The sequence below is a fragment of the Legionella pneumophila subsp. fraseri genome (assembly GCF_000586315.1).
Taxonomy (GTDB): Bacteria; Pseudomonadota; Gammaproteobacteria; order Legionellales; family Legionellaceae; genus Legionella; species Legionella pneumophila_B.
On the sequence record NZ_JFIM01000034.1, the window covers coordinates 14,304 to 27,281 of the forward strand.

The following is a 12,978-nucleotide window of genomic DNA, read 5'->3' on the forward strand; positions in this document are numbered from 1 at the left end:
AAATCTTGGCTATCACTCTTTTGCAGATTATACCCAAGAGCCTGGAAAAGATTAAAAACATATCAAAAAAATGTCCTATAATAATTATAAAATAAACACTGTGGATGATAGAAATGGTTCAATTTGCCAAACCATCTATTGGCCCTCCGGCTGATTTTGGACGAATAAATCTCTTGATTGGACATGAGTTAGGGCAATATCAAAATATCATTCAAAAATGGATTGCTAATCTCGAAGACAACGCGAAACAAAAACCTTCTAATATTTCTTAATTTAAATTTGGAAAAATTTTAGGATATCTTTTACTTCAAAGCTTAAAGAAAGCAAATTTACACCCAGACAACTTCAGATCTTTCGGTTCAGACCCTTGGGAAGAACCTCATTATCAATCGGCACGAATCGCTGGAAAATATGTGGTAACTCAAGATACGTACCGAATTTACTTTTCTATACCAGGAGCTGATCGTGCAGACAAGGAAAAAATAAATGCCAATAAGGAGCAGGCACAAATACATCATTTCACAACTATGACTAATGATGGCCTTATGGTTTTTTCCTTTGAAGATAAAATAGAGGAAATAGAGCCTGAATTATTTGTGGAGCTGGCAAAAAATATAGAAGTAGACTCAGAAGCGTGGAGACAATTAATACAATTTACCGAAGAGAATTTTCGACATTTTGAAGATGAGAGGACTAATTCGAAAATTCCTCAAATATTAGGTTTAATCTTACATGAAAGTATTGTTCCAGAGCACAGAGATGATATTTTTAACAACCTTTGTTCATTACTTTTAAAATCAGAAAAACCCTCCTTTAATTCAGTTGCTACAAAACTGCTTAAAGATATTATTCCTGATTATGAAACCAAAGTGATGGCATTCCTCCGCAAAAATAACAATCCAATGCGTTATAAGGAAAACGACATCAGCGAACAAGGAGCCCTTTTAGGTCTTTCAAGTGAAAAAATTGACGCAGTAAAAAATGAAATGAGAGAACGTAAGTCATTGGAAGAGCAAAACAACAATCGATCACAAGCCATTGAACTTAGAAAAACTCTGATTGGCGCAGTAGATGAATACCTTAGATGGCGCAATAATGAAAGCAAAGCAAACGATTATCAAAAAAGCTCAGGTGCTTTCACCTGGTTACGTAATTATACTGATTTCGGCAAAAATCGGGCCAATGATTTAAAGAATGATCTGAACAAAGCGCAAGATTTACATACCATGCTGGATGTTTTACAAAAACATTTCGCAAACAATTCCCGGTTACATAATCATTCTCTTGACAGCTACCTGTTAAGAGCCATGTACAAAGATTTTAATAAATTCAATATTTAATTTTGAACATCTTACAATTAAAAATGATACAGATGCTAACCGTGAATGGCTAAGAAAAGAAATGTTGCAGATGGCAACAAAAACAAACATGAATATTACATTAGAAAATCCAACAGTCAGTAGGCAAGAGAGCCCAACTCTACCTAATAAAGCAAAAGTCCGTATCAGTATAATGAAAATACCTGCCAATGAAAGAGAGGAAAATATTTTGGCAGTCTACACAGTACTAGAGAATGATGAATTGCTGAGAAATCAAGGTGGTTCAGTTCCAACTATCATAAAGGAAATATGAGACATAGTGGGGAAGATCGATCCATCAAATGAAGAAAATATAGCCAATGCTATTATTGAAATCAAAAGAAAAATAGCTGACAACAGCGATAATAATTATAATGAAAATGCGCACGACATCATCAACGCATTGAATAATCCAAGTTGTTGCGATTTTCGAAAAATCCGCGCTGCCTTAACGGCCAACTCAGCAATGGACGAAATAATGAATCCTGTCAAAGTAGGAATGCAGCTAAACTAGTTCAAATTATTTTGTCAAAGATTATTTTTCTACTTCGCAGCTATACTGCTCCCAAGACGGAATTGTTCGGATTTACCAAAAGACTGGTTAACACTGAAACAACCATGATTCGAAAAATGCGCAAAATACTTTTAAATATTATAATTTCAGCAATATCAGTTGAGCGTTGGACCGCCAACAAGAGGAAAAGGACAAAAAGATAATGGAGGAACAACAACATATTTCAGCTCCCGCTTGGCATGAGCAATCAGTAGAAAAAATACTTGTTACGCTAAACACTACAGAGCGAGGGATAAGTGAGCAAGAATCTAAAAAGCGATTAGAATATTATGGTTTTAATCGCTTGCCAGAACCAAAAAGAAAAAGTATTTTTTTACGCTTCTTGCTCCAGTTCCACAACATACTCATCTATGTATTAATAGGTGCGGCTGTGGTGACCTCCCTCCTGCAACACTGGGTAGATACCGCTGTTATAATAGCTGTTGTTATCATCAATGCCCTGATAGGTTTTATCCAGGAAGGAAAAGCGGAAAAAGCGCTGGATGCGATTCGAAAAATGCTGTCTCCCGCTGCCACAGTATTACGCGACGGGGAGAGACGGCGTATTAGCGGTGAGCGGCTTGTGCCAGGCGATATTATTTTTCTGGAGGCAGGAGATAAAATTCCTGCTGACGTACGCTTAGTAAGATCTCATGGTTTGAGGGTTCAGGAAGCTATATTAACAGGCGAATCCATTCCTGTTGAAAAACAAATTCATCCTGTCGCAAAAGATACAGAATTAGGCGACAGGACTTGTATGGCCTTTAGTGGAACATTGGTAACCAATGGCCAAGGCAAAGGGATTGTTGTAGCAACAGGATCATCCACCCAAATAGGACATATTAGTGGCTTATTATCCAAAGTAGAGTCATTAACCACACCATTAGTCCTACAAATTGGGCGATTTGCAAAATGGCTCACTTTATTTATTCTGTTGATTGCTGCACTGCTTCTTTTTTATGGTTATTTTATCCAACATCATCCGTTTGCCGAATTGTTTATGGTCGTGGTCAGTTTATCAGTTGCTGCTATCCCTGAAGGTCTTCCCGCCGTTCTTTCAATCACTCTGGCCATTGGGGTACAGACGATGGCGCAACGACATACCATTGTGCGCCGATTACCCGCCATCGAAACCTTAGGCTCCGTATCGGTTATCTGTACTGATAAAACCGGTACCCTGACTCTGAATGAGATGATTGTCTCTTCTGTCCTCACCAGTAATCATCTATTTATTTTGGATGGCATCGGTTATGAGCCTCAAGGAACAATTACCTTAAACGAACAAGCCATTGATAACAATGAATATCCTTTGCTTAAGAAACTCGCGCGTGCCGCCATACTTTGTAACGATGCTGCACTTCACAACCAGGAAGGCAACTGGACTGTAGAAGGCGACCCTATGGAGGGCGCCTTACTGGCATTTGCCGGTAAAGCAGGACTGGCTATGCAAGAAGAAAACGTTTTGTGGGTACGAACCGATGTGATTCCTTTCGATGCCAAACATCGGTTCATGGCCACTCTAAACCACGATCATTTGAATCATGCGATGATCTTTGTTAAAGGTGCCCCTGAGCAAATTTTGAAGATGTGTCAAAATCAACAAATCAATCAGGGAAAAGTACAGCCTTTAAATGAGCCTTATTGGAAGCGACAAATGGAGCAGGTTGCCGCAAGAGGACAGAGATTACTAGCCTTTGCGGTTAAAAAAACAAAGCCAGAACACACCGTTTTGGAATTTGCCGATATTAAGGATGGTTTGACATTACTTGGGATGGTTGGGTTAATTGATCCTCCAAGACCTGAGGCCATTGAAGCTGTAGCACAATGTCATACAGCAGGCATTCAGGTCAAAATGATTACAGGAGATCATGCCAGCACAGCATTAGCCATTGGTCGCCAAATAGGACTTAAAAACCTGGATAAGGTATTAACAGGCATTGATTTGGAGAATATGGATGATGCGATACTTAAGAATGCTGTGTTGGAGACAGACATTTTTGCCCGAACCAGTCCTGAGCATAAACTAAGGCTGGTGATGGCATTGCAATCGCACGGGATGACTGTGGCCATGACCGGTGATGGGGTGAATGACGCTCCTGCGTTAAAACGAGCAGACGCAGGAATTGCCATGGGCAAAAAAGGCAGCGAAGTAGCCAAGGAAGCTGCGGAATTTGTACTTGTGGATGATAATTTTGCTTCTATTGTCGCAGCCGTTCGTGAAGGTCGTACTGTTTATGACAACCTAAAAAAAGTCATCAGTTGGACTTTACCTACCAACGCGGGTGAGTCAATGACCGTTATTTTAGCTATACTTTTGGGACTCAGTTTGCCAGTTTCACCAATTCAGATTTTATGGATTAACTTAATTACCGCAGTCACTTTAGGGATTGCGCTGGCTTTTGAACCAACGGAAGAAAGCACCATGCATCGTCCACCACGTCCTCGAAATGAACCTCTGCTAACCGGCAGTTTAGTATGGCACATTATTCTGGTTTCCATTTTATTCATTTGCGGGATTTTTGGACTCTATTTCTATGCACTCGATCGCGGTTACTCGATTGAGTTGGCTCGCACAATCGCTTTGAATACTCTAGTGGTACTTGAAATTTTTCATCTGTTTTATATTCGTAATATTTATAGTACCTCACTCACTTGGAAAGCAGTTCAGGGGACAAAAGTAGTTTGGATAGCAATCATAGTGGTTACTGTAGCACAGTTTGCAATCACCTATTTCCCACCTTTGCAAACAATATTTGTTACCGAAAATGTTCCATTTGGGGATGGAGTATTAATCGTTCTAACTGGAGCTACATTTTTTGCTGTGATTGAAATTGAAAAGCAGCTTCGTTTGAGATTAAGGGTTATAAGCCCTCCAAGTGCAAGAGAAAAATGCTCATTATAGTGATAAACTTCTGTGATGGATTGGTTATAAATCCATCGTCTAATTCTGACAACCAAGTCCTCTCTGGTTAGGCAATGACTAAGAAAGTACACATTTCCATGATTTTAAGGTATGTTTATTCACTTACCTGATATGAAAAACATACATTACAAGGGTTATGATCAATGACCATCTATTTTTTGTTTGGCAAAACTGGCTCGGGCAAAAGTTATATTGGAGATCTGCTCAGACAGCTAAGTATCGTCCATATCGATGGTGATAACCACATCACCCCAAAAATGCGTGACTGTCTAATCGAAGATGAACAAATGACCCCAGAGATGATCGATGAATTTGTCGATGTCTTGATTGATGTTATCAAGATACAAAAAACTAAAACACCGAACGAGAGTTTTGTTATTTCACAAGCCATGTATCTCGACAAGCACCGTCTCAAGTTATTAAACGCCATATCCGAGCTCAAATTTGTAATGATTGATGTCACTCCCGTACTGAGGGCAAGCCGCATCACCAATCGATTTCGCAACCAGGAAAGCAAAGTAAGCCTGCGCTATGCTAACAAAATGGATATATTTTTTGAGTATCCTTCACATGAAACAATTCGGCTTGAAAACAATCAAAGCTCAGATGAAACGCTTATAGAGCAAATCCGTGAAAAAATGCCGGCACTGTTTAACATGGAATCAAAAGAAGAATTAAACTCGGGCATACAGCTTCAGTTTGCATAATTTCAGATCCATATCCGGATACTGTTGAAATAACAAACGCATGCAGCAACTGTCTTGAAGCCAGAACTTAAGAAGGTTGCCGCTTGCTAATTGGGATTAGAGAATTTGAGCCTTTTAAAAAAGATATTGTAAACCAAGAGCGACGGTATAGTGTTTATTGGATAAACCCGCTGAGTCACCGAAATAACTGCGCTCGCCCGTGTCATTGTCAATTATTTCAGTATCCGCTCTCCCATTAGAATAATGATTGTAAGAGGCCTCGACAAAAATTTTCGTGTTAGATTTCAAAAAGTAGCCAGAATGAACCGTTGCCGCATAATATCTGGAGCTATTTCCTCGCTCATTGAATGTTAAGTTGCGAGCATAATGCTCATCATGATCTCGAGCTGAAACCCAATCGCTAAATTTTAAAAGAGCACTAAACTCAAAATTATTAACAAAATACTTCCCTGCCAAACCAACATAAGGAGTTCTAAATTTTTGTTGGTATCCAATTCCAGGTTGATCACTGGGAAAACAACCGGCATAGAGCCCTCCGTTATATTGATAACAGCCTCCAGTAGCTTGCCAGTCAAAGGAATTCCATTGATAACCAGTGGCAAGACCTAACTTGTAATTTTGTTTTTGCATCAACCAGGCCCTTAAGCTCATATCTAACTCATTCGCATAATTGAGATACGTATCCTCATGATGAGACCAGTGAGTCCAGGTTTCTTGATAAGGATTGAACCAATCATAATCATCCATAGCAGCCTTATTTTTTACCAAGGTTGTCCAACCTCGACCATTCATGCTAAGCCAATCCAGGACATCATAATTTAATTCCCCTTTTATTATCGGAGCATTTTTTATGCGCCAATCCAGCTGGCTTAACTTGGTGTCTGTCTCTGGATGGTAAACATATTCATGGGCGTTACCTGACAGAATGCCTAGAGAAGCACTTAATGACAAACCATTAAATTCGTAATCCGCAGCATAAGTAGGGAATGAGAAAAGAAAGGATAAAGAGATTGGAGCCAACAAAACTATTTTATTTTTCATATTTTTTCCTAGTTAAGGCTGGCAATCCTTGCAGCAAAGTGACTTTAAAAAACCAATCGCATTATTGTGATCCACAATGATCTTGTCAAGATCAATATTGAATAATATTGATCATTAAGGGCTCTAATCAAGCAATATCATATCGCTCAATTGAGAAAGCAGGAGCAGTTATATTAGTGTGTGTATTTTGGGCAACCATGTTTTGAGTGTGGGCACTGGGCTTTCTGGACAATAGAGCAAAACCAAATACAAGCAAACTGAAAACTAATAAATACAACAAATCCCAATACTGGGGAAGGATATGCTTACCACCATAATTACCAAGAAATGAGAAAATACCAAGTCCAAAAAGATAGAATATAAACCATAGTGCTTGTTTGCTATCAATCTCCCGATGTGTATTTTTCATAAGACAATAGAGGAAAGAACACACTACTCCCAGAATAGTGATCACCAATAACTTTCGTACGCTATGGAAACCTGCCCAATAAACACCGACTGTACAAACATAAAATCCGAGAAAGCCAATAAGGTTACTCCCCTGCAAACGAAAAGGACGCTTATAGTGCGGTAATTGCTGACGTAAGCAAACCAGTGCTACAGGCCCTATGGAATAGCTAATCATTAATATTGCCACAAGAAAAGCCGACATTTCTTGCCATCCGTGCAACACGAGCGACATGGTGGCAGCGAGTAAGAAATTTACGCCTAAACTAACCCAGGGCACTTGATACCTGTTTTGTTTGGTAAGAATTACAGGTGCAGGAACAACTGAGCCCATACTGCTTAGCATGTGAGCTGCTGTGGTTGAATAAACAAGACCAGTGGAATAAGGTGATATAAAAGCATCGGCGTACAATAAAATGCTCAACCAAAGCATGCCGGCCAGTGCAGCGAGAGCGGCAAATGGTCCTGCATCACCAGTAAAAGATAAATTCACCCAACCTTTTTCCAGCGCTTGTTCGCTAACACTCCCAATAAAGGACCATTGTAAACCAGTGTAAAGTAACGTCACGAACACTAGTGAACCACCCAAAATCAGAGGTATGTATTGTCCTGGTTTCTCCAATTCACCCATCATGATAACCACTTGTCGAAACCCTAAAAGTGAAAAAAGCACACCTCCGCTTGACATTGCTGCCATAACGCCCTGCCAGCCATAAGGCATAAAACCACCGTGCTGAAAAAAATTACCCGGGTGATAACTCATGGTTACCAAGCTTGCGATAGTAAGAATAGGGATTATTATCTTCCAGATAGTAAATGCGGCATTAATACGGGCAAACAAACCAATACCAAAATAATTAAACAAAACAAAACTCATTAATACAACCAGGGACAGCATATAACCTGCTGGCGTATTTCGATAGTGCAAAGCGTCATGGGATACCAGATCTGGAATGTAATTACTGGCATATTGAATGACACCTTGCGTTTCAATCACTGGCAAAATGGCCAGGGAAAACCAGGTCATGACATTCATAATAATGCCAGTCAAACGTCCATGAGTGTATAAAGGCAGGCAAGCCAGGCTGTCAGACTGTGGAAACATCGTACCTAACTCAGCGTAAGACAAGGCAACAAACAGAAGTAAAAAACCTGCCAGTGGCCAAGCGATAATGGCAGCAGGACCAGCAAAATGAGCAGAATATAAAGAACCAAATAACCAGCCTGAGCCTACCATGCTGGTAATTGAAATCCAAAGTAAACTCAAAGCACTTAAATTTTTATTCATCTGATTTTCACATGTCCTTATGATTTTGATGCAGGCAAACAATTCGCCAGTCAGCAGAGCGAAATCATTATATTTTTGCATTGTAAACAGAAATATCATGACTACCAACCCTATAAGAGTCAAGTTTAACCAGGTAGGTTACGAATACCTTCCAGCATCAGGAAAAATGAAAAACAAGAACTAGCAGCAGTGATTTTCTTTGCTACGGATTCGGCATTTTTCACTCTGTAATCTCTCGCTTGACAGTGTCTTAGCTTCGATTGCTTAGCTGCCCTCCCTTAAGCTATAGTTAGGTCTCTAGTGAATTATGATCTGCGACCAGGAGTGTCTATGGATGGAAAAGTTGGGAATACAGCAACCGGGTGTCCGGTGATGCATGGCGGGATGACATCTGCAGAAACATCCAACACGGCATGGTGGCCCAATGCCTTGAACCTGGATATATTGCATCAGCATGACACCAAGACAAATCCAATGGGAAAAGATTTCAACTATCGTGAAGAAGTCAAGAAACTGGATTTTGAAGCGCTCAAAAAGGATTTGCACGCTTTGATGACTGACAGCCAGCCATGGTGGCCTGCTGATTGGGGGCACTACGGTGGTTTAATGATTCGTATGTCCTGGCATGCTGCAGGTTCTTATCGTGTTGCGGATGGCCGCGGCGGTGCTGGTACAGGCAATCAACGCTTTGCTCCATTGAATTCCTGGCCTGACAATGTGAACCTGGATAAAGCACGTCGCTTATTATGGCCCATCAAGAAAAAATATGGCAACAAAATCAGTTGGGCAGACTTGATTGTCCTGGCTGGCACCATCGCTTATGAGTCAATGGGACTAAAAACTTTCGGTTTTGGTTTTGGCCGCGAAGACATTTGGCATCCCGAAAAAGATGTTTATTGGGGTTCAGAACAAGAATGGTTAGGCGCCAAGCGTTATAATGATAAAGACCGCCAATCCCTGGAAACCCCGCTGGCGGCAGTACAAATGGGATTAATTTATGTAAACCCTGAAGGAGTGAATGGTCAACCTGACCCGCTGCGCACAGCGCAGGATGTTCGTGTAACCTTTGGGCGTATGGCTATGAACGATGAGGAAACCGTTGCTCTGACTGCCGGAGGACATACTGTTGGCAAATGTCATGGTAATGGCAATGCAAAATTTTTGGGCCCCGATCCCGAAGCCGCTGATGTTGAGGACCAAGGCCTTGGCTGGATTAACAAAACCACCAGAGGCATCGGCCGTAATACCGTTTCAAGCGGTATTGAAGGCGCATGGACGACTCACCCTACCCAGTGGGACAATGGCTACTTCTATTTATTGCTGAATTACGATTGGGAACTGAAAAAAAGCCCCGCTGGTGCCTGGCAATGGGAGCCCATCCATATTAAGGAAGAAGATAAACCAGTAGACGTTGAAGACCCTGCCATCCGGCACAATCCGATCATGACTGATGCTGACATGGCAATCAAAATGGATCCTGTTTATCGTAAAATCGCCGAGCGCTTTTACAAAGATCCCGACTATTTTGCAGAAGTTTTTGCACGAGCCTGGTTTAAACTGACTCATCGTGATATGGGACCGAAGACGCGCTACATTGGCCCTGATGTTCCTAAAGAAGATTTGATTTGGCAAGATCCGGTGCCTGCTGGTAACAGGGCATATGATATTACTGCCGCCAAAGAAAAAATTGCGGCCAGCAATCTGACCATCGGTGAAATAGTTTCTACTGCATGGGACAGCGCGCGCACTTTTCGCGGCTCAGATAAGCGCGGTGGTGCGAACGGAGCACGTATACGACTAAAGCCACAAAAAGACTGGGAAGGCAATGAGCCACAACGCCTGACTAAAGTCTTGCGAATTCTTGAAGGCATCGCTGCTGATACAGGCGCAAGCGTGGCAGATGTGATTGTACTTGCCGGAAATGTCGGTATCGAGAAGGCTGCCAAGGCAGCTGGCTTTGACATTATCGTTCCCTTTGCTCCTGGCCGTGGGGATGCAACCGATGACATGACGGATGCAGAATCCTTTGACGTTCTGGAACCACTTCATGATGGCTATCGCAACTGGCTTAAGAAGGCATATGATGTCCATCCTGAAGAGCTCATGCTGGATCGCACTCAGCTCATGGGACTGACAGCCCATGAGATGACAGTCCTTGTTGGAGGCCTGCGCGTGTTGGGTACTAATCACAACAATACCCAACATGGCGTATTCACCGACCGCATCGGTGCCCTGACTAATGACTTCTTTGTCAACTTGACCGATATGGCCAACGTATGGACACCGTGCAACAATAATTTGTACGAAATTCGTGACCGTAAAACGGGCGATATCAAGTGGACAGCGACTCGAGTAGATCTTGTTTTTGGCTCTAATTCGGTTCTGCGCTCCTATGCTGAAGTCTATGCTCAGGATGATAACAAGGAAAAATTTGTAAAGAACTTTGTTGCTGCATGGACAAAGGTTATGAATGCCGATCGTTTTGATTTGGCATAATCTTTTGCAAGTTTACATGCCACAGATAATTGCAGAAGAAAATGTTGCGCATATGTTTATGCTTTGATTACCTTTTACCGTATCAAAGCTAAACATACAACATTATCACAAAATGTTATTTTCAAAAGCGAACGTTTAAGATAGTTTGTATTAGACCTTACTTGCCTAACCTGACTCTTTCATTTTATTGCTGCGTTGCAAACGTTTCTGCAGTACTCATTTACTGCGTGTAAACTCTACTCCTCAAAACGTTTGTACCTTGCCCTAAAACAAAATAATCAGATCATGCAAGAGATCTACTTATATTATGTCTCAGCACAAACGACATGCCTGAGCATTTACATCAATATAGGAGATGCCTCTTCATTGTCTTTGTTTTGTGCCAAAGTCGAATGCATTTCAGGTGATATTTCAGGTTGTGCTGATTGAAAGAAACCAAATGCTTCTTTAGCCTTTATATTTAAACTACGTGAATCACTTAAAATTTCACTGCAAACCAGGCTCTTTTTTTCTACCATCTTTGCATCAAGAGCCTGCTCTGCAATAATGGATGCGCGCGCTTGTATTTTAAATGCAAGCTCTACTCGCATTAAAGCATCCTCTTCAATACTCACATTACTTGATAAACGCCTTATTTCTGCACGACTCGGAACCTCTTTTCTCTGTGTACTGGAATGACAAATAACCTGAGGATAATTTTCCTCCAGTATTTTTTGCATATTAAGACCCATTGCAATACCACAACCTTCTTGGCTAAATTGTTTCGCTTGACAAAAATTGACTTTATCAATTGCTGGATAGTGAAATTTAGCCAATAACTCATTGACCTGTGGAAAGATATGCATTTTATAATCTTCCATGTAATACATATAAGTGTAGTAATCAAATGAAACTAATAAGTTTTCTGATTCAATATAATAAAGTGAAGGAATATTATTTTCATCAATAAATAACATACACAAATTCCAGTGATGAAGACCGCCTTTTGTTGCCACTGGGATTAATAGCTGCCTAACCACAGAACTGTTGTTTAGCGAACACATTTCCTGGACATATGGAAGAAGAACTTTACTCACATCTCCATTATTTTTTTGATTAAATTCATAATCCCCATCTCCGCCAGTTCCAGGTAGATGAATAAAAGGAGTGATTGTTTGCAAACAGGTTGAGTTACTCTTGGGATGAAAATTGTTAAGAACCATATGCATTAACAAATTGACATCACGGATATTAAAAGTTTCATCCATATCCAGAATATTGTTATCTTGAAAAATTATGGGATTTCCATCAACTTTTACTTTAATTCTTCGGTGCCTGTTTTCACCTTCTTCAACTTCAGGTATTTCTATTTCAATTCTCTTGCTAAATGGATCACCGTCCAGATCAATATCTTCTTTATAGTAAGTGATAATTTTTGATTGTTTTTCATAATAATCGAGTGGTCTTTCTGAAGAAGAATCCCAAGGAATAGGATAGTAAGATAGAGTGGTTATTTCTGTATCAATACCACCTACCTCTTTTTTTTCCACATAAATATATTGGCTGGATTGTTGATCTGCATCCTGATTATTTATTTTATTATTTATCTTCATTTGTTTCTCTTTGAAAATAGTTATATTTATTACTTCAATACATTAGCCCTCAACCACTTCTTGATAATTGACAAAAAATTTCGGAATACGTTCATCCCTCTAATGAATTGCCGACGAGAAAGCACTGAAGTGCACTTAGCCTCTTATATCTAGCGGATTTGAAATTTTTAAAAAATGAGTGTTTTTACTGTGCTGAAAAACTGTTTTTTGTTATGGCAGGACTTACGGTAACCCCCCAATCTCTTTGTTAAAAAATATTTTTTGCCTCGACCTTGGGGGTTTTCGTAAATCCTGTATGTATTAAATTGAGAATCCTTTTCAGGTTTTGCATTTCTTCCGGAGAAATAAAAACTGGTGCAGTATCTGGCAAATCAATTGGCTTGAGAATCCACAATTTTGGAAACTATTTTTTTCATAAATAGAAATTTTTTATAAGGGCAAGTATTAAAGGTACGATTTAAGATAAGCTATACAGAAAAAATATTATAGATTTTTAATTTATAAGGTGAGTCCAAATTCCATATGGCCACAGTCAGGATAAATATATTTTACGCAACCAAACTGGGCACATTT

Annotated in this window: 6 protein-coding genes and 1 pseudogene; 4 read left to right on the top strand and 3 right to left on the bottom strand. The window is 40.1% G+C overall.

Annotation, left to right across the window (positions count from 1 at the left end; genetic code table 11):
* The first annotated feature begins 113 nt into the window (after positions 1–113).
* From CC34_RS1000000117770 to CC34_RS0108620, 3 genes and pseudogenes are all read left to right on the top strand, one after another.
* Positions 114–1,872, top strand: a pseudogene (locus CC34_RS1000000117770) (hypothetical protein).
* Positions 1,873–2,074: 202 nt separating this feature from the next.
* Positions 2,075–4,813 (top strand): cation-transporting P-type ATPase, encoded by a 2,739-nt coding sequence (locus CC34_RS01000000116275; protein WP_050598211.1) that lies wholly within the window; start codon positions 2,075–2,077, stop codon positions 4,811–4,813.
* A 164-nt stretch (positions 4,814–4,977) separates the two neighbouring features.
* Complete coding sequence (locus CC34_RS0108620; RefSeq protein WP_027227427.1) at positions 4,978–5,541, top strand: hypothetical protein; 564 nt, start codon at positions 4,978–4,980, stop codon at positions 5,539–5,541.
* 114 nt (positions 5,542–5,655) lie between these two features.
* On the opposite strand, the gene leo is transcribed toward CC34_RS0108620, so the two are convergent.
* Entirely contained in the window at positions 5,656–6,582 is a 927-nt protein-coding gene (gene leo, locus CC34_RS0108625; protein ID WP_027227428.1) for an omptin family outer membrane protease Leo, read from the bottom strand.
* 127 nt (positions 6,583–6,709) lie between these two features.
* Positions 6,710–8,317 carry an APC family permease gene (locus CC34_RS0108630; protein WP_032832017.1) on the bottom strand — a complete coding sequence of 536 codons (1,608 nt, stop codon included), beginning with the start codon at positions 8,315–8,317 and terminating at the stop codon, positions 6,710–6,712.
* 330 nt (positions 8,318–8,647) lie between these two features.
* Here CC34_RS0108630 and katG point away from each other — a divergent pair, with 330 nt between their 5' ends.
* The gene (gene katG, locus CC34_RS0108635) at positions 8,648–10,813 is read left to right on the top strand and encodes a catalase/peroxidase HPI (RefSeq protein ID WP_028378587.1); all 2,166 of its coding nucleotides are present in this window, start codon (positions 8,648–8,650) and stop codon (positions 10,811–10,813) included.
* Between the two features lie 338 nt (positions 10,814–11,151).
* On the opposite strand, the gene CC34_RS01000000116280 is transcribed toward katG, so the two are convergent.
* A complete protein-coding gene (locus CC34_RS01000000116280) occupies positions 11,152–12,405 on the bottom strand; it encodes a hypothetical protein (RefSeq protein ID WP_229309764.1) in 1,254 nt (417 codons plus the stop codon).
* Positions 12,406–12,978: the final 573 nt, after the last annotated feature.

Bases quoted from the DNA above. Each gene is read 5' to 3' on its own strand.
- CC34_RS0108620 (WP_027227427.1), top strand. From the start codon at position 4,978: ATGACCATCTATTTTTTGTTTGGCAAAACTGGCTCGGGCAAAAGTTAT.
- katG (WP_028378587.1), top strand. From the start codon at position 8,648: ATGGATGGAAAAGTTGGGAATACAGCAACCGGGTGTCCGGTGATGCAT.
- CC34_RS0108630 (WP_032832017.1), bottom strand. From the start codon at position 8,317: ATGAATAAAAATTTAAGTGCTTTGAGTTTACTTTGGATTTCAATTACC.
- CC34_RS01000000116280 (WP_229309764.1), bottom strand. From the start codon at position 12,405: ATGAAGATAAATAATAAAATAAATAATCAGGATGCAGATCAACAATCC.
- CC34_RS01000000116275 (WP_050598211.1), top strand. From the start codon at position 2,075: ATGGAGGAACAACAACATATTTCAGCTCCCGCTTGGCATGAGCAATCA.
- leo (WP_027227428.1), bottom strand. From the start codon at position 6,582: ATGAAAAATAAAATAGTTTTGTTGGCTCCAATCTCTTTATCCTTTCTT.